The organism is Streptomyces sp. NPDC089919, assembly GCF_040684615.1.
In the GTDB taxonomy this organism is placed as follows: Bacteria; Actinomycetota; Actinomycetes; order Streptomycetales; family Streptomycetaceae; genus Streptomyces.
This window is the reverse complement of the sequence record NZ_JBFBGK010000009.1, coordinates 48,767-75,555: the sequence shown is the minus strand read 5'-3', so window position 1 is coordinate 75,555 and position 26,789 is coordinate 48,767. Positions and strand designations below refer to the sequence as shown.

Here is a 26,789-nt window from a genome sequence, read left to right as displayed (position 1 = left end):
GGTGCTGCGGTCTCCTTCTGGTTCGGGGGCGCTCACGCGGAGCGCCGGACGCCGGCGGCGGGCGCGGGCACCGGCACGGCCCGGCGGCCGGCCGGCTCGGGCCCGGTCACGACGGCCGCCACGGCGGCGGGTACAGCAGGCACGGCAGCGGGCACGGCGGCGGGCAGGACGGCGGGTACGGCGGCGGGCGCCGCCACGGCCTCCGGCGCCCCGGCGGGCACCCGGCGGCCCGCGGCCGGCCGGGCCAGGTCCAGGACGGCCAGCGCGATCGCGTCGGAGTCCCCGAGGGTCACCGAGTTGACCCCCGGCCGCACCCCCGCGGCCGTCACCCAGTGCACGGCCTCGGTCGGCACCCCGTACGCGAAGCGCCGCGGGTGCACCGTCCCGTCGGCCGCGATCAGCCGGTAGGGGCGCCCGGTCACGGCCAGGCCGCCGGTCTCGTGGCCGCCGCTCCCCTGCGCGCCGTGCTCGTCGGCGCCCGCCCGCACGACGTACGGCTGGCACTGGCCGGCCGCGGCCAGCGCGCGCAGCAGCGGGTCCGCGGTGCGCCGCAGGTCCGGCTCCGGGAGCCGGGCCTCCACCAGCGTCGTCACCTCCGTGCGGGAGCCGGGCACCTCCGGCGACTCGACGACGAACGCCCCGGCCCGCTCGTCGGTGTGCACCCGCATGCCGGGCCCCAGGACGTGCAGCACCCCCGCCTCGACCAGGGCGGTCATCTGCTCGATCCGCTCGGGCGGCGGGCCGATCGAGAGGAAGGCGTTGAGCGGGGTGTACCAGCCGTCCAGGTCCTCGCGGTGCGAACGGCCGGTGAGACCGCCGTGGTCCACCACCACCCGGATCTCGTTGCGCAGGTCGCGCAGCACGTCCAGGGCGGCCTTGACCGGGCCGTCGACGTTCCCCTCGGCGGCCTCCGCCAGGTCCCGGCGCAGCGCCTCCAGCAGCCAGGACCGGTAGTCGCCCACCGAGCGGAAGGCGCGGTCGCCGTGCGGGCGGGCGATCCGCTTCCAGTCCCAGCGCTCCTCGGGTCCGATGCCGAACCGGTCCAGCACGTCGGCCTCCGCGGCCGACCCCCAGGGCTGCGCCAGGGTCGCCGCCTCGAAGCGGCGCGCGGTGTGCGCCCCGGCCCGCCGGGTGAGCAGGGCCGCGTGGTGGACCGTCTCGACCTCCTTGGCGATCAGCGGCCACAGGGTGCGGGCGAAGTCCAGGCCCGGCCCGTCGGCGGTGCGCCGCAGCTCCGCCAGCTTCGCCGGGGTGAGCAGCCAGGAGTGGTGGCGGCCGTGCGCGCCCTTTTGGTTCCGGCCCCGCGACCGGTACGGGACCCCGCGCCGGGAGGCCGCGTACAGCGTCGGCTCCCGCCCCGAGGGCCGGTAGACCAGCGTCCCGTCGGCGCCGCGCTCGAAGGCGCCGCCCCGGCCCAGGGTGAACAGGGCCAGGTGGTCGAAGAAGTTCAGGCCCAGGCCGCGCAGCGCCACCGGCTCCCCGGGGGCCACCGCGGAGAGATCCGCATCGGCCGGGTTGGCCGGCCGGACGTGGCGCAGCCCGTGCGCCCGGGCGAACCGGGCAAGCCGCAACTCGCCCTCGTCCGCCGTCACCGGCAGGTGGCCCTGGGCCAGGACCACCGCGTCCAGGGCGCCGAGCCGGCTGCCGTCCTCGAGGGTGAGGCACTGCCGGCCGTCCGCCTCGTCGCACAGGTCCACCGCCCGCAGCGGGTGCACCCGCACCCGCACCTGCGGGGGTGCCTCCCGGACCACCGTGCGGAACACCCATTCCAGGTAGTGGCCGTACAGGGCCCGGGTCGGGTACGAGTCGGCGGTCAGTTCCCGGGCCTCGGCCACCACCGGCTCGTCCCAGCGGCCGAGGTCGTAGCGCCGGTGCTCGTCGTGGCTGAGCGCCCCGTCGCCCGCGGTCGCGATCCGGCGGGCCCACTCGTACAGGCTCGGGCCGGGCGCGAGCACCCCGGACAGCTCCACGCTCGCGTCGGTGAAGAGGGTCACCTGGGAGGCGACCGTGTTCATCAGCAGGTGGCGGGACTGGTCGGTGCGCCAGACGGCGCCCGCGCCGGGCCGGGCCGGGTCCACCACGTGCACCGTGACCGAGGTGCCGGCGGCCCGCTGCCGCGCGTCGGCGCAGATCCGTTCCAGGACGGACAGGCCGCGGGGACCGGCCCCTACGATGCAGACCTCCAGGTCTGTGGCACTCACGTGAAACTCCGTTCCGGCGGTGGATGGACGGTGGGTGGACGGTGGATGGAGCGGGCCCCGGGCGGGCCGGTCAGAGGCCGAGGTCGCGGCCGATGACCTCTTTCATGACCTCGTTGGTGCCGCCGTAGATGGGGTGCACCCGGTTGTCGACGAAGGCCCGGGCCACCGGCGTCTCGCGCATGAAGCCGTAGCCGCCGTGCAGTTGCACGCACCGGTCCAGCACCCGCCGCTGCACGTCGGTGGCCCACCACTTGGCCTTGGCCGCGGCGACCGCGTCCAGGCGGCCCGCGTTGTGCTCGGCCACGGCCCGGTCGACGTAGGTGCGCGCCACGTCCAGCTCGGTGGCCATCTCCGCCAGCTCGAAGCGGACGTGCTGGAAGGCGCCGATGGGCTGCCCGAAGGCGCTGCGCTGCCGGCAGTACGCCAGCGTCTGCTCGAAGGCGGTCTCCGCGGCGGCCACCGCGTAGGCAGCGATGCCCAGCCGCTCCTGCGGCAGGTTGTCGGCCAGGTGCAGGAAGGCGCGGCCGGCCCGGCCCAGCAGGTTGGCGGCCGGCACCCGCACCTCGTCGAAGAACAGCTCCGCGGTGTCCTGCGCCGCCATGCCGATCTTGTCGAGCTTGCGGCCGCGCTCGAAGCCCGGCATGCCCCGCTCGACCACCAGCAGGCTCAGGCCGCGCGAACCCCGGCCGGGCTCGGTGCGGGCGACCACGATGACGAGGTCGGCGTGGATGCCGTTGGTGATGAAGGTCTTGGCGCCGCTGAGGACGTACGTGTCGCCCTCGCGGCGGGCGGTGGTGCGCACCGCCCCCAGGTCGCTGCCGGCCTCCGGCTCGGTCATCGCGATCGCCGTGACCAGCTCGCCCGAGCAGAAGCCGGGCAGCCAGCGCCGCTTCTGCTCCTCGGTGGCCAGCTCCAGCAGGTACGGGGCGACCACGTCGTTGTGGAGGGCGAAGCCGACGCCGGTGGCGCCGACCCGCATGATCTCCTCGCTGATGATCACCTGGTAGCGGAAGTCGCGCACGCCCCCGCCGCCGTACTCCGCCGGCACGTCGATGCCCAGCAGCCCGAGCTTGCCGGCCGATTGCCACAGCTCCCGGTCGACCAGGCCCTCCTGCTCCCAGCGGGGGTGGTGCGGCACCACCTCCCGCTCCACGAAGTCCCGGACCAGGGCCCGGAAGTCCCGGTGTTCGTCGGTCAGTTCGCTCTCACGCATCGCTGCTCCCGGTGCCTTCCGTGACGGTGGTGCCGGCGCTCGCCGCGGCGGGTGCCGCAGCGGTGCGGCCGGCCGTGCGGTGGATGATCTGCTCGACGGTGGCGCGGGCCGCGGTCCGGCCGTGCTGGACGAAGCGCACCTCGGCCACCGCGAGCCGGGTCGAGCAGCCGGTCAGCTCGGTCTCGACGGTGACCGGCCCGGGCACCAGCGGCGCGTGGTAGTCCACGTGCAGTCCGGAGGTCAGGAAGCCGACGCCGTCCGGGATGGCGGAGAGCATCACCAGGCCCGCGAAGTGGTCGACCAGGCAGGCGATCCAGCCGCCGAAGACCACGCCGGGGGTGAGGGTCAGGGCCTCGGGGAACTCCGTCTCGCAGGTGATCAGGCCGGGCAGCCAGCTCGTCGCGGGCGGCAGCGCCAGGGTGTGCGCGGCCGGCGGGTCCGGCACGCTCCCGTCGGCGAGGCCCGCCAGCATGCGGCGGCCGCCGGTGTCGGCGTCGGGCGCGGCCACACCGCGCAGCCGGCCGGGCACGGCGGGGGGCAGGGTCGTTTCGAGCATGGTGGGTTCTCCGCTGGTCCTGGTGCGGCGGGAAGGAAGGCGGGGGAGGAAGGCGCGGGAAGGCGGGCGCGAGAGGCGGGCGCCGGGGGGCGAGAAGGCGCGGGCAGGCGGCCCGGGCGGGGCCGAGGGGCCCCGCCCCGGGCGCGGGCCCGCCGCCGCCCGTCACGGGGGAGCCGGTATCCGGCGCGGCGGCGGGCCGTTCGGGTCCGGCTCAGCCGGCGGCGGGCCGGTCCGCCGCGGCCGCCCCGGGCTCCTGCGCGGTGCGGCCGAGGTCGACCACCGAGGCGATGTCGCGGCGGCGGAAGTCCATCTCCCGCGCGGTCAGCGCGTCCACGGCCGCCTTGTCGTCCAGCTCGCGCAGCGCGGCCTCGTCCACCGACTGGAAGCCGAGGACGCCCATCTTCTGCAGGGCCTCCTGCACCCGCGGCCCGAACATCCCGATCTCCTTGAGGCCGGGCACGATCCGCATGAAGACCAGCCGGCGGAACTCCCGCTTCGCGGGGGAGCGCCGGGAGGCCTTGATGGCCTCCTCGCCGTAGCCGAGGGTGTTCCAGATGTCGTCGTCGACGTACCGGTCGCGCAGCGCCCAGCAGCCCTCGACCACGAAGTCCTCGCGCTCGCGCAGCTCCGACTCGCTCAGCTGCGGGTAGTACTCGCGCAGCAGCAGCCGCCCGAAGGCCACGTGCCGGGCCTCGTCGCGTGCCACGTACGCGCTGAACGCCCGGGCCAGCGGGTCCTGCAGCCGCTCGCGGTGCACCCCGAAGGTGGCCAGGCCCATGTTCTCGACCAGGATGTGCGCCGCCAGCACGCCGAAGTCCCAGCGCGGTTCGCGCATCGCGTGCTCGAACATGGACGCGATCGAGGGGGACAGCCCGTACCGCAGCCCGATCTTGGTGTGCAGGAAGCGGTTGAACCCCTCGACGTGCCGGGCCTCGTCCATCAGCTGGGTGGCCGCGTACAGCTTGGAGTCCAGGTCGTCGACGGTCAGCAGGATCTTGCCGACCGCGATCAGCGCGGCCTGCTCGGAGTGCAGGAACTGCGAGTACAGCCAGCCGCTGGAGTGCTTGCGCACCAGCTGCCGCTCCTCCGGCGGCAGCCGGTCCCACAGCTTCGAGCCCGCGATGGAGATGAAGTCGTCCGGCAGGCCCAGCGGGTCGTCCGGGTCCACCTCGTGGTCCCAGTCCAGCCGCTCGTCCATGTCCCACTGACGCTGCTTGCCCTGCGTGTACAGGCGCACCATCTTGTCGTTGCGCCGGTCGTAGTCCCACTGGATCACGGCGTTGCCGTGGACCGGGACGGCCCACTCGCCGGCCAGCGCCGTCAGGATCTCCGGACGGGTGTAGTCGGTGGTGGTGGTCATCGGGGGTCCTCCGGTTCGTTGATCGTCCGGTGGGCCAGCTCCCGCAGCCGGGGCCGCAGGGCCTTGCCCGCCGGGTTGCGCGGGATCGCGTCCACCCGCAGGAAGTGGCTGGGCCGCTTGTAGGCGGCCAGTTGCCCGATGCACAGCGCCAGCAGCCCGTCCTCGTCGAACTCCGCGCCGGCGGCCGGCACGACGAACGCCACCGGCGTCTGGCCCCAGACCTCGGAGGCCACCGGGACCACGACCACGTCCGCCACGAGCGGGGACTGCCGCAGCACGTGCTCGACCTCGGCCGGGTAGACGTTCTGCCCGCCGCGCAGCACCAGGTCGTTGCGCCGGTCGACCACCCACACCAGGCCGTCGTCCCCGACGCACCCCAGGTCGTGGGTGTTGAGCCAGCCGTCGCGCAGCACCTCGGCGGTGGCCTCCGGCTTCTTCCAGTAGCCCTGCATCAGGCCGGCGCCGGCGACGTGCAGCTCGCCGACGGTGCCGGCGGGCACCGGCGCCCCGGCGGAGTCCGCGACCTTCAGCGCGGTGCCCAGCATCGGCCGGCCCACGCACACCGCCCCGGGTACGGGCGGCTCGCCCACCGGGGTCCCGGGGGCGAGGGACACCACCGGGCCGCCGCCCTCGGTGATACCGAAGACCGTCTGGAGCCGCACGCCCAGCCGGCCGGCGGCCTCCCGGGCCAGGTCCGCGGGCATCGGGGCGGCCCCGTGCAGCAGCAGCCGCAGCGCCGCCAGATCGGTGCCGTCCAGGCCCTTGGCGTCCAGCAGCAGCCGGACCATCGAGGGCACCAGGAAGGCGTGCCCGATCCGCCAGCGCTCCAGGGCCGCCAGGCAGCCCTGCGGGGTGAAGCGGTCCAGCACGCAGACCGTGCCGCCGGCCGCCAGGTGGTCCAGGGCGATCACCACGCTGCCGTGGAAGAGCGGCCCGGCGTTCAGGAACGCCGTGTCCGCGTCCGGCCGGACGTCCGCCAGCCAGGACAGCGCGTTGAGCTGGAGGGAGCGCTGGTCGACGACCACGCCCTTGGCCGCCCCGGTGGTCGCCGAGGTGTGCAGGATCATGACCGGGTCGGCCAGCGTGCCGGCCCCCTCGGCCACCGGCTCGGCGGCGTCCGGCAGCGCGGCGACGGTGGCGACGTCGGTGAGCACGAGCATGGGGTAGAGCCCGTCGAGCCGCACCAGCTGCTCGCCCTCGGCCACCGCCGCCACCGGCTCCACCGCCTCGACGATGTCGCCCAGCTCCCGGTCGGTGAGCGCCGGGTTGACCGGTACGGCCACCAGACCGGCCACCGCGCAGGCCAGGTACGTCTCCAGCACCTCGACCCGGTTCCCGCTCAGGACCAGGACCCGGCTGCCGCGCGGGGCGCTGCGGCGCAGCCGGGCCGCCAGCGCGGCCGTGTCCCGGTGCAGCTGCCGCCAGCTGACGTCGCGCCGGACGTCGCGCAGGGCGAGCGCGTCGGGGTCGCGTTCCAGACCCCGGCGGATGATGTGTGCCAGCCACATGGTCAGGCCGCCTCGCTGCCCAGGTCGCCGGCGCCGCCGGCGAGCAGTGCGGCCACCGCGCGGACCGAGGTCAGCTCCAGCAGCTCCTCGTCGTCCAGCGGACGCCCGAGGTGGTCCTCCACGTGCAGGGCCAGCCGGATCAACTCGCCGGAGCCCACGCCGGCCTGGGCCAGGCTGTCCTCGTCGCCGAGGCGGTCCAGCAGCCGCGGGTGGTCCAGACTCTGTCGTACCAGGGATCGGGCCAGGCTCATGAGGTCCTCCGCGGGCGGGCGCCGACGCCGACCATGGCCCAGTACGGGGCCGGTTCGCCGTCGAAGTACACAAGGGGTTCGGCGCTGTCCGTCACGCACGGCAGCAGCCGGTTGAAGCGGCTGCCGAAGCAGGCCGCCGCGAACTCGGGGGAGCGCGCCACACCGCGCTCGTCCCCGACGGTGGCCACGAAGGCGAAGACCGGGTCCAGCGACTTGTGCACCCCGTCCTCCACCACGTCGCACCAGGCGTGGTCGCTGCCGAACAGGCCCAGCAGGTAGCCGCGCCGGGCGGTGGCCTCCAGGCCCTGCGCGCGCAGCCGGTCCGCCAGCAGCCGCGAGGCCACCACGCAGTCCGCGACGCCCAGCTCCCAGGCCCGGTGGTGGTCGGCGCGCAGCGGTTCGGGCACCGTCTGGTAGACGACCCGGCGCGAGGCCAGGCCCTCGACGACCTCGTTCCAGGCCGCGTGGATGCGCGGGTCGCGCACGTTCTGGTCGGCGCCGGTCAGCCGGACGGCCGCCTCGTAGCCGCCGGTGCGCAGCGCGCCCTCGAACGGCCCGCCGCCCACCAGCTCCACGCCGGGCGCCGACAGGTCGGGCACCCGGACGGTCACCTCCGGCAGGCCGGCGCCGGCGGCGAGCGCCGCCTCCGCGCCCACCGGGTCGCCGCCCGCCGTGCGGGCCGGGTAGACGCCGACCTCCCACTCCCGCGGCGCGTACCAACTGCTGCGCGGGGCGGCGGCGAACCGCATCAGGAAGCGCAGGCCCAGCTCGGGCACGGTCTGCCCGGTCCCGCAGAACATCCCCACGTTCATCAGGTCGTCGTAGTCGAACAGCGGGCCCCGCTCGGGGTCCACCACGTGCGGCAGCCCCTCGGCGGCCAGCAGGTCCACCTGGCCGGGCGCGGCCCGCAGGGCCTGCGCGGCGGTCGCGGCGTCGGTGTCGTACCGGCCGATGTCCCGGGGGACGGTCCGGAAGCGGCCCAGCGCGCCGACGAGGGCGTCGGGGGCGGCGCTCTCCACCGTCATGCGGCGTCGTCCTCCCGCTCCAGGGAGGCCACGAACGCGGCGAGTTCGCGCACGGTCGCGGTCTCGAAGAGGAAGTCGTCGGGGATGACCACCCCGCACTCGTCCTCGATGTCGGTGATGGCGCGCAGCGCCTTGACGGACTCGATGCCGGGGACGGCCGAGAGCGGCTTGTCGGCGTCGATGCCGGTGGCGGGCACGGCGGCCTGGGCGGCCAGGGCGCGGACGACGATGTCCAGGGTCTGGGCGGCGGCACTCACGGGGTGGTTCCTTCCGAAGCGGAGACGGTCTGACGGGGGGCGGCGGGCTCGAGGGGGCCGGAGCCGGCGCCCGCCTGCCGGTAGAGGTCGGCGGCGCCGGAGCGCTTGACCTTGCCGGAGCTGGTGAAGGGGAGGGACTGGGGAGAGACGGCCAGGGTCTCCACGGCGCCCAGGCCCAGGTGTTCGGCGAGCCGCTGCCGGATGGCCTCGCCCACCGCCGCGGCGGCCTCGGTGCCGAGCTTGGTCTCCCAGATGACGATCATGCGTTCCTCCCCGTCGTCGTCCCAGGCGAAGGCCGCGCAGTGCCGGCGGTCGACCCCGGGCGTGGCCTTGACGATCTCCTCGACGTCCTCGGCGTAGTAGTTCTGGCCGCGGACCACCGCCATCGCCTTCTGGCGGCCGATGACGTAGAGCTCGCCCTCGTGCAGGAATCCGATGTCCCCGGTGCGCAGCAGTCCGTCGGGGGTGAAGGGCTGCTCCTCAGCCGGCAGACCCAGGTATCCGGCGGCCACCGGCGCGCCGCCGATCTGGATCTCGCCGACGACCCCCTCGGGGGAGGCGGTGCCCGCCTCGTCGCCGATGCGGACCTGGATGCCGGCCACCGGGGCCCCGCAGGAGACCACGGTGCGCACGGTGGGGCCGTCCGCGGCCGCCTCGGTGACCGCCTCGCCCACCGACAGGCCGGCCCGGTCCACCAGGAGGCTGCGGTACGGCGAGCGCGGCACACCGGTGGAGACGATCAGCGTGGCCTCCGCCAGCCCGTAGTTGGGCTGGACCACCTGCGGCCGCAGCCCGTAGGGGGCGAAGGTCTCCTGGAAGGCCTCCAGGCTGGCCCGGCGCACCGGCTCCGAGCCGTTGCCGCCGTAGCGCCAGGCGGACAGGTCCAGGTCGTCGGGGATGCCCTTGGCCGCGGCGGCGACCAGGTAGTCGTAGAAGAAGTTGGGGGCCGGCAGCACCGTCGCCCGGGAGGCGGCGAACTGCGAGAGCCACTGCATGGGGCGGCGGACGAAGTCGCCGGGCTGCCACAGGGTCACCGAGGTGCCGTTGCGCAGCGCGGCCAGCATCGTGAACAGGCCCATGTCGTGGAAGAGCGGCAGCCATTCGCCGAGGCTGTCCTCGGCGGTCCACCGGGTGCCGGCCTGGATGGCGTCCAGGCCCGCGTCGACGTTGTCGTGGGTGACCACCACGCCCTTGGGCGCCGAGGTGGAGCCGGAGGTGTACTGGATGACGGCCGGGCGGTCCCCGCCGCGACCCACCGGCGGCAGCGGCCGCATCTCGTGCGGCGGCTCGGCGATGTCGACGAGCGGCAGGTCCGGGACGGCGGCGGCGATCCGCGAGATGATGCGGCTGCCCACGCTGCCGTCCACCAGCAGGGCGTCGAGCTGCGCGTCGGCGGCGATCCGCCGGATGTGCCCGGCGTAGGCGTCGGCCCCGCCGAAGGCCACCGGCAGCGCCAGCGGCACGGCGGCCGCGTCCAGCCGCAGCAGGGCGAGCAGCCCGCGCACCCACGGCTCGCCGTTGGCCATCAGGAGGCCGGCCCGCAGCGGCGGGCGGCCGCCGCAGGCGGCCAGTACGGCGCCGGCGGTGCGCTCGGCGCGGGCGAACAGCGCCGGTCCCGAGACCGGTTCGGCGCTGCGGGTGGGGGTGTGCAGCCAGGTGGTGTCGTGGACGGAGTCGCGGAGCAGGTTCCACAGCTGGACCATGGCGGTCAGGCCTCCTTCACGGCGGTCGTCGCGGAGTTCTGGACGGGGGCGGCGGCCGGGCCGCCGCGCTGGATGCGGCCGGCGAGCTTGCGGCGCAGGACGGAGCGGCGCACCTTGTACGAGCCGGTGACCGGCATCGCCTCCCACTCCCAGAAGCGCACCTGGAGGTCCGGCAGCCCGAAGGAGGCGGCCACCTCCTGGAAGCGGGCGGCGTCGGGCACCGTGCCCGGCCGCGGGCAGGCCACCGCGAAGACCGTGGCGTCGTCGGCGTCCTCGGCCTTGACCAGCACCAGTTCCACCAGCTCGGGCAGCGCCTCCAGCAGCTGGTCCTCCTTCTCCAGGAGGCTGCCGACCCCGTCGACGTGCTCGACGATCCGGTCCAGCAGCTCCAGCGAACCGTCCTCCAGGCGGCGGCCGATGTCGCCCATGGGCCACCAGGAGTCCTCCGGGGGCATCGGGTCGCCGCCGACGTAGCCGCGCATCCGGCCCGGCGAGCGGGTCTCGATGAAGCCGGGCTCGTTCACCGCCGCCGGCCGCCCCTGCTCGTCGACGATGCGGATCTCCATGCCGCCGCCGGCGTGCCCGACGTTGCGCGGCGAGTAGTCGGCCGACTCCTCGCGGCTGACGATGCGCAGGCAGATCGGCCCGGACTCGGTCTGGCCGTACGCCTGGAAGTAGTGGGCGTCGGGGTGTTCGGAGGCGCCCAGCAGCTTGCGGACGGTGCGCGGGTGCATCGCGTCGAAGGTGGAGATGAAGCGCTCGACGTGCCGGAAGGGGCGGTCCGGGTCGTCGGCCAGGCCCTCCCACTGGATGTAGACGTTGGGGTGGGTCTCCAGCGAGGTCGGCCGGTGCTCCAGCATCAGCCGCTTGACGTTGGCCGGGTCCGGGTCGGCGATGGCCAGGGCGGGCATCGCGGTCTCCAGCGAGGCCAGCGTGCCGGCGCAGGTCCGGGCGTGCACGAAGGACAGGTGCTTGGCGTTCAGGTCGCTGGGGGAGTACTGGTCCCGGAAGATCATGATCATCGGGGCGACCATGCCGAACAGCGAACGGGTCGAGTGGGCGGCCATCTTGGGGGAGCCGGTGGTCCCGGAGGAGTGGGTGATGACGAACCACTCGTCCTCGTCGCGCGGATCGGCCGTGTGGGGCAGCCGGTCCTGCAGCGGGACCACCCAGTTCTCGCCGCTCTCCTCCAGGCACAGGACGTTGCGCACCAGCAGCCGCAGCGCGTGCCGGGACTCCGCCAGCCGGGACAGCCCCAGCGAGTCGACGACCAGGTACGGGTTCTCCAGCCGGGCGAAGCACTCCAGCAGCTCGCCCACCTCCATGGCGGAGGACAGCAGCGCCGGCAGTGCGCCGAGCTTGCCCAGCGCGCACATCACGGCCTCGACCTCGATGTGGTTGCGCTGGACCACGGCCACCACGTCGTTGCGGCGGATGCCCGCGGCCCAGAAGCGGTCCGCGTAGTCGTCGACGGCCCGGGCGAACTCGGCGAAGGTGCGCACCGGACCCTCGTAGGTCCGCCAGGGCGTGTCCGAGAGGAAGGGCGTGTCGGGGTGCTTCTCGGCGGCCACGGCGGGCAGGACGCCGAGCGACGCGGTGGGCTCGGGTATCACGTCGAGGTTGAGTGCGGATACGTCGGGCATTCGTCTTCCCTCTGCTCGGCCTGGCGATCGCGTCCGGGCAGCACGAATGCGGCCCAGCGGCGGATGGATTGAGGTGGGGGGTGGTGCGGAAGCCGGGTGCGCCGACCCGAACGCTTCCGACACCAGACAAGAGTCGGCACCGGGCCGGGACACTCCACCGGACTTCGAGAAATTTTCCGGAGGACCTGGATCCGGCCCGGCGCCCGCCCCGTCCGGGCGCCGGGCCGGCCCCGCGCCGCCCTACCGGGCCCGGCCGAACAGCTCCCGGGCGGCCTTGGCCACCAGGTCGGGCCGCTCCTCGTGCACGTAGTGCCCGCAGCCGTCGACCACCTCGACCCGCAGGTCGTCCGCGTGCCGTTCGCCGCCCGCCAGCACGCCCGGCGGCAGCATGAAGTCCTGCTCGCCCGCCAGGATCACCGTCGGCACGCGCAGCCGGTGCTTCTTGAAGGAGCCCAGCAGCAGCCGGGCGATGTCCCGCAGCGCGAAGGCCCGGTGCAGCGCCTCCCCGGCCCGCGCCCGGTCCGGCTCCCGGCTCGAGCGCACGAACTCCGCCATCGCGGCCGGCTCCCACACCGCCTGCTGCACCACGCCCCTGCGCATCAGGTAGCGGGTGAACCCGGGCCGGTTGCGCAGCACCCAGCGGCCCAGCAGCGGCTGCTCCAGCAGCGCGGTGTACCAGAAGCGCCAGGACTGCGGCATCAGGCGGCGGTGCAGCGGCCAGGGGTGCAGCATGTTCAGCGACAGGAAGCCGGTGAAGCGCTCCGGCGCCTTCAGGGCGGCGTGGAAGCCGGTCCAGGCGCCCCAGTCGTGCCCGAGCAGCCCGGCCCGCTCCACCCCCAGCACGTCCATCAGGGCGAGCACGTCCGCCACCCGGCTGTCGGTGTCGTAGCCCCCGGCCGGCGCCTGGGACCAGCCGAAGCCCCGCAGGTCCGGACAGATCAGCCGGTACTCCCCGGCCAGCAGCGGGATCAGCCGCCGCCAGCCGTACCAGTGCTGCGGGAAGCCGTGCAGCAGCAGCAACGGCTCCCCCTCGCCCGCCTCCGCGATGTGCAGCCGCACCCCCCGCACGTCGGCATAGGTGTGGCGGACGCCTTCCAGCTCGGGCATCGGCGGTGTGCGGCTCTCCATGACGGCTCCCGGGGAGTGGTTCTCGAATCGGTCGCCAGGTCAGGAGGGGCCGCGCGCACCAAACGTTCCGCAGAGGTCGAAGCCGGGATTCCGGGCCGCCCGGAAAATCTCGGACCCCGGGGGAACATTTCGCGGCGCCGCCCCCTCCTGACCCTCCGCAACCGGCCCCGAAGGCCGGACACCCCACGCACCCCCGTCGTCAGGAGAAGACCGTGACACGCAGGCGAGGCTTCGCCGAAGCCGCCGGACGCTGGAGCGCCACCCACCGATGGGCGGCGGTGCTGCTGTGGCTGGCGTTCGTCGTCGTCGCCACCCTCGCCGGCTCCGTCCTCACCCAGCAGTCGCCCACCCCGGCCGAGTTGACCAACGGCGAGGCCCGCCGGGCGGAGCGCATCCTGGAGGACGTCGGCCTGGACCTGCCCGCCCACGAAGTGGTGCTGGTGCGGTCCGCACACGAGAAGGCCGGCTCGCCCGCCTTCGCCGCCGCCCTCACCGATGTGGTGCGGCGCCTGGACGCCACCGGCAAGGTCCGCGACGTCGTCTCGCCCCTGGACCCGGCCGGCCGCGGCGCCGTCGCCGCGGACGGGCACGCGGCGCTGGTCCAGTTCGACATGGCCGGTGACGCCGTGAAGGCCAAGGAGGAGGTCCAGCCGGTCCTCGACGCCGTCGCCGCCGCCGGCCGGGCCCACCCCGGCATCACCGCCGAGCAGTTCGGCGAGGCCTCTTTCGCCCACACGTACGAGGAGAAGCTGCACACCGACTACTCCAACGCCGAGCTGGTCTCCTTCCCGGTGACCCTCGGCATCCTCTTCGTCGCCTTCGGCGCCCTGGTCGCCGCCCTGCTGCCGGTGGTCCTCGCGCTCACCAGCGTGGTCGCGGCCGGCGGCCTGCTGGTCCTGGCCAGCCAGGTCGTGCACATCGACCAGAACGGCGGCTCCGTCATGTCGCTGATCGGCATCGCCGTCGGCGTGGACTACTCGCTCTTCTACATCCGCCGCTTCCGCGAGGAGCGCGCCCTGGGCCACGACGCCCGGGCCGCCGTCGCCGCCGCGGCCGCCACCTCCGGCCGGTCGGTCGTGGTCTCCGGCCTCACCGTCATGGTCTCCCTGGCCGGCCTCTACCTCTCCGGCAACGGCATCTTCCTCGGCATGGCCACCGCCACCATCATCGTCGTGGCCGTCGCCGTCCTCGGCTCGGTGACCGTCCTGCCGGCCCTGCTCTCCCTGCTGGGCGACCGCATCGAGAAGGGCCGGGTGCCCTTCCTGCGCCGCGCCGGCCGCGAGCGCCCGGCCGGCGGCCGGCTCTGGGGCGCCGCCCTGGGCACCGTGCTGCGCCGCCCCGTCCTCTCCCTGGTGCTGTGCGCGGGAGCCCTCGGCGCCCTGGTCGTACCGGCGTTCACCCTGCACACCTCCGACCCCGGCGTGAGCGACCTGCCGGCCGGCAGCCTGCCCGTGCTGCGCACCTACGAGCGGATCCAGCAGGCCTTCCCCGGCTCCTCCACCCCCGCCAAGGCCGTGGTGCGCGCCGAGGGCCTGGACGGGCCCGCCGGCCGCGCCGCGCTCGAGGAGCTGCGCACCGCCGTCGCGCACACCCCGGGCCTGGCCGGCCCGGTCACCTTCCGCCGCTCGGGCGACGGCGGGGTCGGCGTGGCCACCGTGGGCCTGGCCGGCACCGGCACCGACGACGCCTCCGTGGCGGCCCTGCGCACCCTGCGCGAGGAGGTGCTGCCCGCGACCCTGGGCCGGCTGCCCGGCGCCGAGGTGGCGGTCGGCGGCACCACCGCCTCCTCCGTCGACACCAACGCCCACCTGTCCGGTGCCACGCCCTGGGTGGCCGGCTTCGTCCTGGTCTTCACCTTCGCGGTGATGCTGCTCTCGTTCCGCTCGCTGGTGGTGGCCGCGGTCACCCTGGTCCTCAACCTTCTGTCGGTGGGCGCCGCGTACGGCATCGTGGTCCTGGTCTTCCAGCGCGGCTGGGGCGAGGGGCTGCTCGGCTTCACCAGCACCGGCGGCATCGCCTCCTGGGTGCCGCTGTTCATGTTCGTCTTCCTCTTCGGCCTCTCGATGGACTACCACGTCTTCGTCGTCAGCCGGATCCGCGAGGGCCACGACCGGGGCCTGAGCACCGCCCGGGCGATCGAGGACGGCATCAAGGGCACCGCCGGGGCGATCACCGGCGCGGCCGTCGTGATGGTGGCGGTGGCCGGGGTGTTCGGGATGCTGCCCCAGCTGTCCATGAAGGAGTCCGGCGTCGGCATGGCCACCGCCGTCCTCGTCGACGCCACCCTGATCCGGGTGGTGCTGCTGCCCGCCGTGATGAAGCTGCTCGGCGAGTGGAACTGGTGGGTGCCCCGCTGGCTGTCCTGGCTGCCGGCCGGCTTCACCGAGGCCGCCCCCGAGCCCGCGCCGGCGCCCGCCGCCGAGCTGCGGCGCCCCGTCCCCGCCGGCCGCCCCTGACCGGCCGGACCGCACGCACGCGAAGGCCGCCGGACCCGAGGAGGGTCCGGCGGCCTTCGCGCGTCAGCGCCCGGGCGGCAGCGGCCTCACTGCGCCGCGCACAGCCGCGCCACCAGCTCCGCCAGCTGCGCGGTCTGCGCGCCGTTCAACCGCGGGTCGCAGGCCGTCTCGTAACGCAGCGGCAGGTCCCCCTCGCGCACCTCGGGGGAGCCGCCCACGCACTCGGTGACATCGGCCGCGGTGGCCTCCAGGTGGATGCCGCCCGGCCAGCCGCGGGCCGCCCGTACGGCGGCGAAGAAGCCGGTCAGCTCCTCCCCCAGCACGTCCACGTGCCGCGTCTTGTGCCCGGTGCCGCTGGTGTACGTGTTGCCGTGCACGGGATCGCACACCCACACCACCGGGTGCCCGAGCGCCGCGACCTTCTCCACCAGCGGGGGCAGCAGTTCGCGCACCTTCGCCGCGCCCATCCGGGAGATCAGCACCAGCCGGCCGGGCTGGTGGTCCGGGTCCAGCCGGGCGCACAGCTCGGCCAGGTGCTCCGGGCCGGTGTCCGGGCCGACCTTCACGCCCACCGGGTTCGCCACCCCCGCCAGGAACCGCACGTGCGCGCCGTCCGGTTCGCAGGTCCGGGCCCCGATCCAGGGCAGGTGGGTGGAGGTCAGGTACCAGGACCCGGTCAGCGGGTCCCGGCGCACCAGCGGCTCCTCGTAGTCCAGCAGCAGCGCCTCGTGGCTGGTCCACACGGCGGGGGCGCCGGCCGGCGCGTCCCGCATGGCCATCCCCGAGTCGGCCAGCTCCCGCAGCAGGGCCAGCACCTCCCGGGCGTGTGCGTGGCCGCGCAGCAGGCGCATCGCGTCCGGTACCCGGGCCGCCGGATCGGGTGCCGGGTCGTTGACCAGGTGCCCGCGGAAGGAGGGCAGCAGGAGGTCGCCGACCCGCTCGGTGGGGGAGGACCGGGGCTTGGCGTACTGTCCGGCGATCCGGCCGATCGGCAGCACCGGCCGGTGCAGGGCGGCCCCGATGGTCCGGGCGGTGGCGTGCAGCAGGTCCACTCGGGCGGCGGTACCCGCGAACTCGGGCGTCTCGAAGGTCTCCGCGCAGTCGCCGAGCTGGACGACGAAGGCCTCCGCGTGCGCGGCCCGGGCCAGGGCCTGCCGCAGCTCCTGCACCTCGGCGGGGGAGACCAGCGGGGCGGTGCCGGCCAGTCGCGCCCGGACCCGGCGCAGCAGCGCCGCATCCGGCCACTCGGGCTGCTGGGCGGCGGCCCGCAGCCGCCAGTCCGAGGGCAGCCAGTCGGCCGGCCGCGCCGGGGCGGCGGAGGGCGGTGCGGGCAGGGGTGGTGCGTGCATGACGGGATGACCTCCGTGAGGTGGGACGGGAACGGCCCGGGCGCCGACCGGCACCCGGGCATGAAGGATCGTCAAAGGTCCGAGGACGGACGGGGGAGGGAGAGCAGGGCGGAGCGACAGAAGGGCAAAGGGACAGAAGGGCAGAAGGAGGGGCGCGGCGCGGGCGACGCGCGCGACTATCCGGCCGCGTTCACGCGTCCGGGCCCGCCAGCACGGCCCAGCACAGCACGCCCTGCGGCAGCCGCCGTACGCTCACCGGCACCCGCAGTCCGGGCCGCTGCTCGGCGTGGGCGAGGTACCCGTCCGCCCACGGCTGCAACCGCAGGTCCCGCAGGCCCCGCAGCTCGGGTCCCAGCACCGGGCTCAGGGCCTTGAACGCCGCCTCCTTGGCCGAGTACAGGACCCGCAGCCGCTCGCCGGCGGCCCGCGGACCGGCGGGCCCCCGGAGCAGCCCGGCCTCGGGGCCGGCCAGCACCAGGTGCGCGGCGGCCGCCGGCAGTTCGGTCAGCTCGAGGTCCACGCCCACGGACCGGAACCGCCCCGCGGGGCCGGCCACCGCGACCGCCACCCCGTCGGAGTGGCTGATCGAGGCGGCGATCCCGGCCGGCAGCCGCGGCCGGGGCCCGTCGAACAGCACCGCCCCGGCGTTCAGCCCGGCCGCGCGCAGCGCCCGGTGCAGCGCGCTGCGCCCGATCAGGAAGTCCGCCCGCCGGTACGGCTCCATGCCCTCGGCCAGCTCGCGCTCGGCCGCCCGCACCGCAGGCGGCGGTCCCTCGTGGACGGAGGCGACCGCGAAGCCGAGCCCCGGGACGCGGGGCCGGAAGTGCGCCAGGGCGCGCGGCAGCGGCAGCAGGGTTCCCATCGAATGCACGGCTCTTCTTCCCCGATTCCCGGATCTGGGCGCCCCCGGCACGGCGGTGCCCGGCGGACGCGGTGCGATGGCGCGGAACGCATGTGGACGGCGGCGGGCGCACCCGCGCCGGGTCAGGCGGTGAGGAGCCGGCGCTGCACCTTCCCGGTGGAGTTGCGCGGGAGTTCGTCGATGACCTGGAGGTCCGCGGGGACCTTGTACGCGGCCATCCGCTCGAAGAGGTACCCCAGCAGTTCGCCGGCCCCGCCGGCCCCGCCGGCCGCGTCGGCCTCCAGGACCACCAGGGCCAGGGGCACTTCGCCCTCCTCGGCGTCCGGGACCGCCACCACGGCCGCGTCGGCCACGGCCGGGTGCCGGCGCAGCACCCGCTCGATCTCCGCCGGGTAGACGTTGCGGCCGCCCCGGATGATCAGGTCGGTGAGCCGGTCCACCAGGTGCAGCCGGCCCTCCTCGTCCAGCCGGCCCAGGTCGCCGGTGCGCAGCCAGCCCCGGACCGAGGCCGCGGCGGTGGCCGCCGGGTCGCGCCAGTAGCCGCGCATCCGCCCGTCCCCGCGCACCAGGATCTCCCCGGTGTGCCCGGCGGGCAGCGGCCGGCCCTCCGCGTCGCCGATGCGCAGCGACATCCCGGGGATCACCCGGCCCGCCGGCAGCGCCTCGGGCAGCTCCCCCGCCGGGTCCGGGTGTTCGGCCGGGCCGAGGGTGACGATCGGACCGCCGGCCTCGGTCAGGCCGTACACCTGGCGGAAGCCGCACCCCAGCGCCCGGGCGGCCCGCGCGTACAGCTCGACGGGCAGCGGCGCCGCCCCGTACAGGACCTCCGTCACGGACGGCGCCAGGCGCTCGCCCGGGTGCGCGGCCAGGTGGTCCACCAGCGCCCGCAGCCGCTCCGGGACCAGCCACAGGTGCGTCGCCCGGTGCCGCTCGGCGGCCGCCAGGACGTCGGCGGGCCGGGACCCGGCCACCACCAGCGCGGCCCCCGCGGCCAGGTGGGCGAGGGCCAGCACCACGGTGCCGTGGAAGAGCGGCCCGGAGGTCACCAGGACCGTGCCGGCCGGCGGGGCGGTCGCGGCCAGCCAGCCCAGCGAGATGTCCTTGACCGAACGGTGGTCGACCACCACGCCCTTGGGGTGGCCGCCGGTCGCCGAGGTGTAGAGGATGGCCAGCGGGTCGTCGGAGCGCACCTGCGGCTCCCCGGCGCCCCCGTCGGCGCCCGCCGCGTCCGGGCCGGCGGCCGCGGTGAAGGGCGCGTCCTCGAAGGCCAGCCGCCAGACCCCGGCCCCGGCCCCGCCGGCCCGCTCCAGCAGGTCCGCCTCGCCGACGAGTCCGGTCACCTTGGCGTGCGCGACGATCTCCGCGACCTCACCGGCGACCAAGCCCGGGTCCACCGGGACGAACACCGCGCCCAGGTGCCCCAGCGCGAAGTACGTCTCCACCACCTCGGCCCGGTCCCGCGACAGGACGGCCACCCGGTCCCCGCGCCGCACCCCGTGCGTCCCCAGGTACCCGGCCAGCGCCTCGACCCGGGCGGCCAACTGCTCCCAGGTCAGCGTCCGCCGGGCGTCGGCGAGCGCGAGGCGCCCGCCGGAGCACTGGCGGTTCCGCTCCAGCAACTGAGTAAGCCACATGCCGTTCGCTCCCCTAGTACAGCGCAGAACCTGCTCGTCGAAAGGACTCGTCACAGGAAGAGAGAGCGGACCCGGCCGGCACACTCCCTCGGGAGGCGTCCTTTCTGCGCGCACCCCGGCAAGGGAGCCGCCCGCGGACCCGCGCGCCGGCCTATTCCGTTGTGTCTTGACCGGGTGCGGGTATGGTGCGAGTCTCGCCCGCACACAGGACAAAGAGGAGCGGTGGCCGATGACGGGTCCGCGCAGCAGCCACTGGCCGACGGTCGAACTCGACCCGGTGCGGCGCCTGAAGGTCATCGCCTCCGCCACGAAGAACGCAAATTACGCGGAACGCCTTTTCGACGAACCGGTCACCCGCCTGTGGGCCGTGGCTTCGGACCTGGAAAACGAACTCCCGCTGATAGTCCCCGGGCTGAAATCCTTCACGCTCACCGGCGCCGGCGGGGAGCGGTTCACCGGGCAGGCGCTCTCCGCCCTCGGCCACCGCGAGAATTTCGACGTGGTGCTGCGCCCGGGCTGGTGCCTGATGCAGAGCAAGGTCCTCGCCAGCGGAATGGCGGCCGTCGCCGAGGGCGGCGGCACCCGCTTCGCGTTCTTCAGCAGCCTGCGCTTCCCCGGCGGCCAGAGCCTCGACCGGGTCCGCGCCCTGCGCGCGGAGCAGCGGATCGGGGGCTACTTCGACCGCCTCCAGGAGCGGGTGCTGGCCCGCGCGCTCCCGGAGTGAGCCTCACTCCCAGGCGCTGCGGAAGGACCGCCGGGCCCGGAACAGCCGCGACCTGACCGTCCCCACGGGCACCGACAACACCCCTGCCACCTCCTGTTCGTCGAGGCCGTCGACATGCCGCAGGGTCAGCACCGCCCGGTGCTCGGGGGCGAGTCTGCGCATCACGTCGGCGATGTCCGAGGAGAGCTCGACGTCCTCGATGCCGGGCCGGTCCTCCCACTCCGCGGGCGTGGCGGACTGCCGCTGACGCTGCTTGGCGAACTTGACCGCCTCGCGCACGGCGATGGCCCGTACCCAGCCCAGGAACGCGGCGGGGGTCTTGAGCTGGTGGAGGTTGCGGAACACCGAGATCAGGGCCTCCTGCGCGGCGTCGGCCCCGTCCTGGAGGGCCACCGGCCCGCAGATGCGCCCGACGTACGGGGCGATGAGCCCCAGCAGTTCGTCCATGGCCAGCGCATCGCCGCGTTGCGCGCCCTCCACGAGCCGGGTCAGCTCCGCCAAGTCCCAGCCGCTCACCCGCGCAGCGTCGGTTTCAGTCACTGTGCCCCCCTTGTCCGATGGCCCAACTCACCGGACGGGGACGGCGCCGAACTTATTCGGTTTTAAAATGCATCAAGGAATTCCGGAAACGCCGAAACCGCTCCTGTCGCCATATTCGGGTCCCCTCCCCGGTCCTGCCTTTCCCGGGAGGGGTGGAGTTGGGCTGTCAACCCCCGTCGCGCCCAACTCAGACCCCGACAACACCCGGCCACCCTAACACCAGCCGATGAATCTGACCCGCGCTCAATTGCCCTTCCACTATGTGAGAACCGGCTGGTCGACCGGTTTCTCGCGGGCATATTCGACGGCCCGTCGACAAGGGTGCGCACCGCCGTGCACACAAGCCCCTAAAGCAGATCGAGCACGCCGAAAGGCCACCCTTCCCACACCCGCCGGGAGGCCCCCAGAGGGTCGGCGGCCACCGAGTCCACCGCGTCGAACACCTTCGTCGACCGCCCGGGCACCCGGTACTGCGCCCAGCCCGGCCGCCCCGAGGCCGCGAAGCCCACCCACGCCGCCCGCATCCGCGCCGACAGCGCCACCGCCTCGGGCGGCGGCCGCTCACCCAGCATCGCCCGCGCCAGCGGCGCGCCCAGCGTCCCGAACACCAGCGGCACGTCCAGCCCGTGACAGGCCCCCAGCCGCCCCCCGAAGACGGGAGCCGGCCACCGCAGCTCGTACGCGTACGCCGCACCGCCCGCCGCGCACTGGGCCTCCAGCAGCTGCACCGTCGGCACCCGGCACAGCCAGTCCGACATCACCTGCTCGTACACCTCCTCCGCCCCGGCCCCCGGATGCGCCTCCCGGTAGGCCCGCGCACCCCGGGCCCCGCCCGGCCCGAACGCCTCCAGCGCCCACGCTGCCCGCTCCTGGTCCACCGTCCCGAACTCACCCCGCTTGGCCATGAACAGCCGGTATTCGTCCCGGTTGTGACCGAGCAGCAGGTCCAGCTCCCGGGCCCGGCCCGCCGCCACCGCCTCCCAGGGCGTGCACGTCATCACCTCCCCGTCCACCACCGGCGAGAACACCGTCTCCGCCGCCCCCACCACCCCCCACCGCGCCCGCGCCGCCCGCCGGTCGAAGACCTCGTCCGCGGCCCGCACCAGCACCCGGGGATCCACCCGGCGCAGCTGCGCGGCGCTCGCCCCCGACCCGAGCCGCGCCCCGATCGCCCGGGCCACGTCCCCGGCCAGCTCCGGGGTGAAGTACGAGCCCGGCACGCTCTGCGCCACCACCCGCCGCAGCAACCCCGCCGCCGCCGGCACCGCCAGCAGCGCCGCGATCGACCCCGCCCCCGCCGACTCGCCGAAGACCGTCACCCGGTCCGGGTCCCCGCCGAACGCCGCCGCGTTGCGCCGCACCCACTGCAGTGCCGCGACCTGGTCCAGCAGCCCCCGGTTGGCCGGGGCGCCGGCGAGCTGGGCGAAGCCCTCCACCCCCACCCGGTAGTTGAAGGTCACCACCACGACCCCCGCCCGGGCCGGCGCCGCGCCCTCGTACACCGGGTCACCGGCCTGCCCGAAGACGTAGGCGCCGCCGTGGAACCACACCATCACCGGCAGCCCGCCGGCCGCCACGTCGGGGGACCACACGTTGAGCGTCAGGCAGTCCGGCTCCGCCTCGTCCCGCGCCCCGGCCGGCGGCGGGCTCATCCGGTCGTACTGCGGCGGCGGCGGGCCGTACGAGAGCGCCGGCCGCACCCCCTCCCACGGCTCGGCCGGCTCGGGGGCGGCGAACCGCAGCCGCCCGAACGGCGGCCGCGCGTACGGGATGCCGCGGAAGACCGCCACCCCGTGCTCCTGCCGCCCCCGCACCAGACCCTGTCCGACCCGCACCTCGACGGCCCCGTCCATGCCCCTCCTCCATGTCGCCGGCACCCGGGAAGAGCGCCGCCGGCCCCGCCGCACTCCCTCGCCGCCGGAATTCGTTGCGAGGAAATGAACGACCGGGGGAGTGTCCTGGCCCTTTCGTCCCTCTGACCCTGTGACGCAGCGACGTGAACCGAGGGAGGGCAGACGCGCATGACGGCAGCCGACACGGGCATCGCGCACCACGAGCCGACGGTCCGACCGGTGGAACCCGATCCATGGGCGGCCGTGGCCCCCCTGGTCACGGCCGCCCAGTCCGGCGACGTCATGGCCGTCAACGACCTGCTCAACCTGCTGACGCCCTACGTCAGCCGGCTGTGCCGCCCCATCGCCCTCGGCGACAGCGCCGACGCCGTCCAGGAATCCCTCATCGCCGTCTTCCAGGGCCTGCCCAAGCTCAAGGACCCCACCGCCCTGTACGCCTGGGTGCGCACCATCACGGTCCGCGAAGCCCTCAAGGTGGCCCGCCGGAGCCGCCGCGAGACCCCGGTCGCCGAGTTCTTCGACGAACTCCCCGGCCCGCGCAGCACCGAACTCGCCTCGGACGTCCACGACGTCCTGCGCCGGCTGTCCTCGGAGCACCGGGCCGTCCTGACGCTGCGCGAACTCGAAGGCCTCGACGAACGCTCGGCGAGCCGGCTCCTCAACATCTCCTGTGGCACGGTGAAGTCACGCCTGCACCGCGCCCGCAACAGCTTTCGGAAGGCATGGACGCGATGACCACCGGCTGGCCGACCGCCGAACTCAACCCCGTCCAGCGGCTGCGGGTCATGGCCGCCGCGACGGACGCCGTGATGTACGCGGAGCAGTACCTCGAGGTCCCCGCCACCGAGCTGTGGCAGGTCGCGAGCGACCTGGAGGGCGAACTCCCGCACCTGGTCCCCACCCTGCGCTCCTTCACCATGGAGCCGGGCCGCGGCGACAGCGCCTGGGCCGAGAGCCACCTCGGCCACCGGGCCCGCTTCGACGTCCTGCTGCAACCGGGCTGGTGCCTGATGCAGAGCCGGCACGTCATCGGGGCCATGGCCGCCACCCCGGAAGGCTCCGGGACCCGCTTCGCCGTCCTCGGCGGCCTGCGCGGCACCCGCCTGCCCCGGCTGCTGACCCCGCTGCGCGCCCTGGGCCGCACCCGTGCCCTGCGCATGATCTCCCGCGCCCACACGCGCACCCTGATGCGCATCCGCTGACCCGCGGGCCCGCCGGCCGGCGCCCTCCCCCTCCCCGGAGGCCGCCGGCCTCCTTTAGCGACCGCTACAGCGATCCCGGTACCCTGCGCCCGTGACCACCACGACCCCCGACCCCGCCAAGCCGGCCAAGGGCCGCCGCGCCTTCGACCGCGACCGGGCCCTGGCCGTCGCGCTCCGCGAGTTCTGGACCCACGGCTACGAGACGACCTCCATCGCCTCCCTCACCAAGGCGATGGGCATCAACCCCCCGAGCCTGTACGCCGCCTTCGGCGACAAGCGACGGCTCTTCGGCGAGGCCGTGGCGCTCTACCTCGACACGTACGGCACCCCGATCGAGGGGCCCGACGCCCGCACGGCGATCGAACGGCTGCTGCGCCACGTGGCGGTGGACTTCACCGACCCGGGGCACCCGCCGGGCTGCCTGGTCATCACCGCCGCCACCAACTGCGGGCCGGCCTCCCAGGACGTCAAGGACGAGCTGCGGGCGCTGCGGGAGCGGACCAGGTCCGCGATGGCCGAGGTCATCCGCGCCGACACCACCCTCCCGGCGACCGCCGACCCGGACGCCCTCGCCACCTTCTACGCCGCCGTCGTCCAGGGCATGAACCAGCAGGCCTGCGACGGCGCCACCCGCGCCGACCTGGACCGCATCGCCGACACCGCCCTCACGGCGTGGCCGGCCGGATGAGCCGAGCGGGCGGGCCGGGCGCCCGCAGAATCCATACAGTCGTATGGAACAAGCGTATTGAACAACCGTCATAGACGTGCGTATAGTCGATCTCGCAGGCAAGGCCGAGACCGACCGGCCCGCCACGACCGAGGGAGCACCGACATGACCACGCAGACCGCCGAGACGACCGTGATCGCCGAGACCACTCAGGCCACCGAGACCCCTCAGGCCGCCCGGACCGCCGAGACCGCTCAGCCGACGCAGGCGGCCGCCGCCGCGCTCCGGACCGCCACCCGCGCCACCCTGACCATCGACGGACGCGCCCTCTCCTACCTGGACTTCGGCGGCACCGGCCGCCCCCTGGTCGCCCTGCACGGCCACCTCTCCGAGGGCGCCTCCTTCGCCGCCCTGGCCGCCGCCCTCGGCCCCGACTGGCGGGTCATCGCCCCCGACCAGCGCGGCCACGGCGACTCCGACCGCGCCCCGGAGTACACCCGCGCCGGCTACCTCGCCGACCTCGAAGCCCTCCTCGCCCACCTCGGCATCGACCGCGCGGTCCTCCTCGGCCACTCCCTCGGCGCGATCAACGCCTCCCACCTGGCGGCCCGGCGCCCGGAGCTGGTCGAGGCCCTGATCGACGTGGACACCGCCGCCGACCTCCCCGAAGGCGGCCCGAGCCCGCTCTCCTTCGTGCTGGGCTTCCCCTACACCGCCCCCACCCGCGAGCAGCTGGACGCGGTCTGCGGCCCGCTCGCCGCCGCGGTCGGCCCCGTCACCCCTCGCCCGCTGGCCGACGGCAGCGGCTGGCGGCTGCCCTTCCACCCCCAGGACACCGTCGACTCCGAGACCCTGGTCCACGGCGACCACTGGCAGCAGTGGCTCGCCACCGACTGCCCCGCCCTGCTGATCCACGGCCTGCGCAGCCAGGCCCTCCCCGCCGCCCAGGCCCAGCAGATGGTCACCCGCCGCCCCCGCACCACCTACGTCCCCGTCGACACCGACCACTTCGTCCAGCACGCCGCCCCCGAAGCCTTCGAAGCAGCCGTCCGCACCTTCCTCGCCACCCTCTGAGCCCCCGTCACCGGGGCGCGCTCAGCCGGTGCCGGCCTTCCGCAGCTCGTAGACCTTCCCGGAACCCGGCTGCCCGACGCTCTGGTAGATCCAGGGTGTCCGAGCGGTCCCGCTGACCCGCCAGGCCGGCCAGGAGCACCCCGGGACGCTGACCCTGACCTCCTGGGCCCGCCCGCCCGGCCCCCGTTCGTACGACCAGGTCCCCGTCCCCGTGCACTGTCGCGACGGGCCGCTGGGCTCGTCGAAGGGCAGGTGCATCCCGACGTCCGAGGCGTTCACCCGGCCGTCCGCCGTGAACGTCAGGGAGCCTCCCCGGTGGTCGACCCAGGCCCCCGGCATCGTCCCCGGCCCGATCCGCGGCGGCTCGTACCCCCACAGCCCCGTGCCGAAGCCGAGCGCACCGATCAGCCCGGTCCCCACGACCACCGCCGCGCCCCAGCCCGCCACCCGCCGGATCAGCCGGCCCGCCCGGATGCCGGCCAGCACCGCCCCCAGCGAGAGCGCGGCCGTGGCCCCGCCCCAGAAGAGCAGCAGCGGCCCCCGCGACACGTCGTTGTACGCCCCGAAGGCCCCCACCGGTACCGCCACCAGCGCGGCGACCACCACCGGCGCCCACCACCCCCAACGCCCGCCGCCCCGGCGCTCCACCACGTCCCCCACCCACACCGCAGGCACCACGAACACCAGCGAGAACACGAAGGCGAGCACCGCGGTCAGCGTCACGAGCGGCAGCAGACCCGTGAAGTCGACCGTCCCCGACGTCGAAGGCTGCGTCCGCACATAGAGCGAGGCCACCACCACCGCCAGTGCCACCTCCAGGCACCCCACCACCACGGAGGTCGCCAACACCACCCCGTATGAACGCACCTGACGCACCGTCGCCCCCTCAGCGGCACCCCCCGGCGCCCGCTCCCATCCTGCCAGCGCGACTGAACGCGTTCAATTCAACGGCGCGGGTACCCGTCTCGGCATCCCGCCCGCAGCGAGACGCAGGTCACACCGGCCCGTGTCACAACCGGCCCGGCTCGCCTGTCCTCCCTGCAACAGCGCAACGAAGAGCGCACCAAGAACGCCGAACACCGGACAACACCGAGGGAGTCCCCGCCATGAACGCTCGTCTGAACGTCGCCGCCGACCCGGTCGCCATGAAGGCCTGGAAGCACATCATCGCCGCGAGCAAGGCCCTGGGGGAGTCGACCCTGCCGGCCGCGACCCGCGAGCTGGTCATGCTGCGCGCCAGCCAGATCAACGGCTGCGCCGCCTGCATCGACATGCACACCAAGGAGGCCTTCGCCGCCGGCGAGGAGGCGGTCCGCCTGCACCTGGTCGTGGCCTGGCGCGAGGCCACCGTCTTCACCGACGCCGAACGCGCCGCCCTGGAACTGACCGAGGAGGCCACCCGCATCGCCGACGCGGCCGGCGGCGTCAGCGACGAGGTCTGGGCGAACGCCGCCAAGCACTACGACGAGGCCCAGCTCGCCGCCCTGATCACCCAGATCGCCGTCATCAACGCCTTCAACCGCGCCAACGTCATCGTCCAGCAGCCCGCCGGCGGCTACGTCCCCGGCCAGCACTGAGGCCCG

At 74.9% G+C, this 26,789-nt stretch carries 24 protein-coding genes; 7 read left to right on the top strand and 17 right to left on the bottom strand.

Annotation, left to right across the window (positions count from 1 at the left end; genetic code table 11):
- Positions 1-32 precede the first annotated feature (32 nt).
- The 11 genes from AB0O40_RS06580 to AB0O40_RS06530 form a co-directional block, all read right to left on the bottom strand.
- Positions 33-2,201, bottom strand: a complete 2,169-nt coding sequence (locus AB0O40_RS06580; protein WP_365036311.1) for an FAD/NAD(P)-binding protein — start codon at positions 2,199-2,201, stop codon at positions 33-35.
- A gap of 70 nt (positions 2,202-2,271) precedes the next feature.
- Positions 2,272-3,414, bottom strand: a complete 1,143-nt coding sequence (locus tag AB0O40_RS06575; protein ID WP_365036309.1) for an acyl-CoA dehydrogenase family protein — start codon at positions 3,412-3,414, stop codon at positions 2,272-2,274.
- Positions 3,407-3,970 (bottom strand): PaaI family thioesterase, encoded by a 564-nt coding sequence (locus AB0O40_RS06570; RefSeq protein WP_365036307.1) that lies wholly within the window; start codon positions 3,968-3,970, stop codon positions 3,407-3,409. The genes AB0O40_RS06575 and AB0O40_RS06570 overlap by 8 nt, the downstream gene beginning before the upstream one ends.
- A gap of 211 nt (positions 3,971-4,181) precedes the next feature.
- Positions 4,182-5,330 carry a ferritin-like domain-containing protein gene (locus AB0O40_RS06565; RefSeq protein WP_365036305.1) on the bottom strand — a complete coding sequence of 383 codons (1,149 nt, stop codon included), beginning with the start codon at positions 5,328-5,330 and terminating at the stop codon, positions 4,182-4,184.
- Complete coding sequence (locus tag AB0O40_RS06560) at positions 5,327-6,838, bottom strand: AMP-binding protein (protein ID WP_365036303.1); 1,512 nt, start codon at positions 6,836-6,838, stop codon at positions 5,327-5,329. The genes AB0O40_RS06565 and AB0O40_RS06560 overlap by 4 nt, the downstream gene beginning before the upstream one ends.
- Before the next feature lie 2 nt (positions 6,839-6,840).
- Positions 6,841-7,089 (bottom strand): acyl carrier protein, encoded by a 249-nt coding sequence (locus AB0O40_RS06555; RefSeq protein ID WP_365036301.1) that lies wholly within the window; start codon positions 7,087-7,089, stop codon positions 6,841-6,843.
- Positions 7,086-8,114 carry a hypothetical protein gene (locus AB0O40_RS06550; protein ID WP_365036299.1) on the bottom strand — a complete coding sequence of 343 codons (1,029 nt, stop codon included), beginning with the start codon at positions 8,112-8,114 and terminating at the stop codon, positions 7,086-7,088. The genes AB0O40_RS06555 and AB0O40_RS06550 overlap by 4 nt, the downstream gene beginning before the upstream one ends.
- Positions 8,111-8,371, bottom strand: a complete 261-nt coding sequence (locus tag AB0O40_RS06545) for an acyl carrier protein (RefSeq protein ID WP_365036297.1) — start codon at positions 8,369-8,371, stop codon at positions 8,111-8,113. The genes AB0O40_RS06550 and AB0O40_RS06545 overlap by 4 nt, the downstream gene beginning before the upstream one ends.
- Positions 8,368-10,074, bottom strand: coding sequence for an AMP-binding protein (locus AB0O40_RS06540; RefSeq protein WP_365036295.1), 1,707 nt, complete (start codon positions 10,072-10,074; stop codon positions 8,368-8,370). Before AB0O40_RS06540 ends, AB0O40_RS06545 begins: the two co-directional genes overlap by 4 nt.
- A gap of 5 nt (positions 10,075-10,079) precedes the next feature.
- Complete coding sequence (locus tag AB0O40_RS06535; protein ID WP_365036293.1) at positions 10,080-11,717, bottom strand: class I adenylate-forming enzyme family protein; 1,638 nt, start codon at positions 11,715-11,717, stop codon at positions 10,080-10,082.
- A 240-nt stretch (positions 11,718-11,957) separates the two neighbouring features.
- Positions 11,958-12,845: an alpha/beta hydrolase gene (locus tag AB0O40_RS06530; RefSeq protein WP_365036291.1), complete on the bottom strand. Its 888-nt coding sequence runs from the start codon at positions 12,843-12,845 to the stop codon at positions 11,958-11,960.
- 212 nt (positions 12,846-13,057) lie between these two features.
- Here AB0O40_RS06530 and AB0O40_RS06525 point away from each other — a divergent pair, with 212 nt between their 5' ends.
- A complete protein-coding gene (locus tag AB0O40_RS06525) occupies positions 13,058-15,301 on the top strand; it encodes an MMPL family transporter (protein WP_365036289.1) in 2,244 nt (747 codons plus the stop codon).
- 86 nt (positions 15,302-15,387) lie between these two features.
- On the opposite strand, the gene AB0O40_RS06520 is transcribed toward AB0O40_RS06525, so the two are convergent.
- From AB0O40_RS06520 to AB0O40_RS06510, 3 genes are all read right to left on the bottom strand, one after another.
- Positions 15,388-16,650 carry a 3-deoxy-7-phosphoheptulonate synthase gene (locus AB0O40_RS06520; RefSeq protein ID WP_365036287.1) on the bottom strand — a complete coding sequence of 421 codons (1,263 nt, stop codon included), beginning with the start codon at positions 16,648-16,650 and terminating at the stop codon, positions 15,388-15,390.
- Between the two features lie 190 nt (positions 16,651-16,840).
- Positions 16,841-17,512 carry a 4'-phosphopantetheinyl transferase superfamily protein gene (locus tag AB0O40_RS06515; protein WP_365036285.1) on the bottom strand — a complete coding sequence of 224 codons (672 nt, stop codon included), beginning with the start codon at positions 17,510-17,512 and terminating at the stop codon, positions 16,841-16,843.
- Positions 17,513-17,634: 122 nt separating this feature from the next.
- Complete coding sequence (locus AB0O40_RS06510) at positions 17,635-19,146, bottom strand: AMP-binding protein (protein ID WP_365036283.1); 1,512 nt, start codon at positions 19,144-19,146, stop codon at positions 17,635-17,637.
- A gap of 229 nt (positions 19,147-19,375) precedes the next feature.
- Between AB0O40_RS06510 and AB0O40_RS06505 the strand changes: the two genes are divergently transcribed.
- The gene (locus AB0O40_RS06505; protein WP_365036281.1) at positions 19,376-19,870 is read left to right on the top strand and encodes a hypothetical protein; all 495 of its coding nucleotides are present in this window, start codon (positions 19,376-19,378) and stop codon (positions 19,868-19,870) included.
- Between the two features lie 3 nt (positions 19,871-19,873).
- Here AB0O40_RS06505 and AB0O40_RS06500 read toward each other — a convergent pair whose 3' ends face one another.
- On the bottom strand, positions 19,874-20,410 hold the full coding sequence (locus AB0O40_RS06500; protein ID WP_365036279.1) for an RNA polymerase sigma factor: 537 nt from the start codon (positions 20,408-20,410) through the stop codon (positions 19,874-19,876).
- Positions 20,411-20,757: 347 nt separating this feature from the next.
- Positions 20,758-22,263 carry a carboxylesterase family protein gene (locus AB0O40_RS06495; RefSeq protein WP_365036277.1) on the bottom strand — a complete coding sequence of 502 codons (1,506 nt, stop codon included), beginning with the start codon at positions 22,261-22,263 and terminating at the stop codon, positions 20,758-20,760.
- 168 nt (positions 22,264-22,431) lie between these two features.
- Between AB0O40_RS06495 and AB0O40_RS06490 the strand changes: the two genes are divergently transcribed.
- The 4 genes from AB0O40_RS06490 (at position 22,432) to AB0O40_RS06475 (ending at position 25,206) form a co-directional block, all read left to right on the top strand.
- Positions 22,432-22,998 carry an RNA polymerase sigma factor gene (locus AB0O40_RS06490; RefSeq protein WP_365036275.1) on the top strand — a complete coding sequence of 189 codons (567 nt, stop codon included), beginning with the start codon at positions 22,432-22,434 and terminating at the stop codon, positions 22,996-22,998.
- Entirely contained in the window at positions 22,986-23,465 is a 480-nt protein-coding gene (locus tag AB0O40_RS06485; protein ID WP_365036273.1) for a hypothetical protein, read from the top strand. The genes AB0O40_RS06490 and AB0O40_RS06485 overlap by 13 nt, the downstream gene beginning before the upstream one ends.
- 91 nt (positions 23,466-23,556) lie before the next feature.
- Entirely contained in the window at positions 23,557-24,153 is a 597-nt protein-coding gene (locus AB0O40_RS06480) for a TetR/AcrR family transcriptional regulator (protein WP_365036271.1), read from the top strand.
- A gap of 144 nt (positions 24,154-24,297) precedes the next feature.
- Complete coding sequence (locus AB0O40_RS06475; protein WP_365036269.1) at positions 24,298-25,206, top strand: alpha/beta hydrolase; 909 nt, start codon at positions 24,298-24,300, stop codon at positions 25,204-25,206.
- Positions 25,207-25,227: 21 nt separating this feature from the next.
- Here AB0O40_RS06475 and AB0O40_RS06470 read toward each other — a convergent pair whose 3' ends face one another.
- Complete coding sequence (locus AB0O40_RS06470; protein ID WP_365036267.1) at positions 25,228-26,073, bottom strand: hypothetical protein; 846 nt, start codon at positions 26,071-26,073, stop codon at positions 25,228-25,230.
- Between the two features lie 239 nt (positions 26,074-26,312).
- On the opposite strand from AB0O40_RS06470, the gene AB0O40_RS06465 reads away from it, so the two are divergent.
- Positions 26,313-26,783 carry a carboxymuconolactone decarboxylase family protein gene (locus AB0O40_RS06465; protein ID WP_365036265.1) on the top strand — a complete coding sequence of 157 codons (471 nt, stop codon included), beginning with the start codon at positions 26,313-26,315 and terminating at the stop codon, positions 26,781-26,783.
- Positions 26,784-26,789 lie beyond the last annotated feature (6 nt).

What these genes read in the sequence shown, in the direction of transcription:
- AB0O40_RS06575 (WP_365036309.1), bottom strand. Translation starts at nt 3,414, where the DNA reads ATGCGTGAGAGCGAACTGACCGACGAACACCGGGACTTCCGGGCCCTG.
- AB0O40_RS06570 (WP_365036307.1), bottom strand. Translation starts at nt 3,970, where the DNA reads ATGCTCGAAACGACCCTGCCCCCCGCCGTGCCCGGCCGGCTGCGCGGT.
- AB0O40_RS06565 (WP_365036305.1), bottom strand. Translation starts at nt 5,330, where the DNA reads ATGACCACCACCACCGACTACACCCGTCCGGAGATCCTGACGGCGCTG.
- AB0O40_RS06560 (WP_365036303.1), bottom strand. Translation starts at nt 6,838, where the DNA reads ATGTGGCTGGCACACATCATCCGCCGGGGTCTGGAACGCGACCCCGAC.
- AB0O40_RS06555 (WP_365036301.1), bottom strand. Translation starts at nt 7,089, where the DNA reads ATGAGCCTGGCCCGATCCCTGGTACGACAGAGTCTGGACCACCCGCGG.
- AB0O40_RS06550 (WP_365036299.1), bottom strand. Translation starts at nt 8,114, where the DNA reads ATGACGGTGGAGAGCGCCGCCCCCGACGCCCTCGTCGGCGCGCTGGGC.
- AB0O40_RS06540 (WP_365036295.1), bottom strand. Translation starts at nt 10,074, where the DNA reads ATGGTCCAGCTGTGGAACCTGCTCCGCGACTCCGTCCACGACACCACC.
- AB0O40_RS06535 (WP_365036293.1), bottom strand. Translation starts at nt 11,717, where the DNA reads ATGCCCGACGTATCCGCACTCAACCTCGACGTGATACCCGAGCCCACC.
- AB0O40_RS06530 (WP_365036291.1), bottom strand. Translation starts at nt 12,845, where the DNA reads ATGGAGAGCCGCACACCGCCGATGCCCGAGCTGGAAGGCGTCCGCCAC.
- AB0O40_RS06520 (WP_365036287.1), bottom strand. Translation starts at nt 16,650, where the DNA reads ATGCACGCACCACCCCTGCCCGCACCGCCCTCCGCCGCCCCGGCGCGG.
- AB0O40_RS06515 (WP_365036285.1), bottom strand. Translation starts at nt 17,512, where the DNA reads ATGGGAACCCTGCTGCCGCTGCCGCGCGCCCTGGCGCACTTCCGGCCC.
- AB0O40_RS06510 (WP_365036283.1), bottom strand. Translation starts at nt 19,146, where the DNA reads ATGTGGCTTACTCAGTTGCTGGAGCGGAACCGCCAGTGCTCCGGCGGG.
- AB0O40_RS06505 (WP_365036281.1), top strand. Translation starts at nt 19,376, where the DNA reads ATGACGGGTCCGCGCAGCAGCCACTGGCCGACGGTCGAACTCGACCCG.
- AB0O40_RS06495 (WP_365036277.1), bottom strand. Translation starts at nt 22,263, where the DNA reads ATGGACGGGGCCGTCGAGGTGCGGGTCGGACAGGGTCTGGTGCGGGGG.
- AB0O40_RS06490 (WP_365036275.1), top strand. Translation starts at nt 22,432, where the DNA reads ATGACGGCAGCCGACACGGGCATCGCGCACCACGAGCCGACGGTCCGA.
- AB0O40_RS06485 (WP_365036273.1), top strand. Translation starts at nt 22,986, where the DNA reads ATGGACGCGATGACCACCGGCTGGCCGACCGCCGAACTCAACCCCGTC.
- AB0O40_RS06475 (WP_365036269.1), top strand. Translation starts at nt 24,298, where the DNA reads ATGACCACGCAGACCGCCGAGACGACCGTGATCGCCGAGACCACTCAG.
- AB0O40_RS06465 (WP_365036265.1), top strand. Translation starts at nt 26,313, where the DNA reads ATGAACGCTCGTCTGAACGTCGCCGCCGACCCGGTCGCCATGAAGGCC.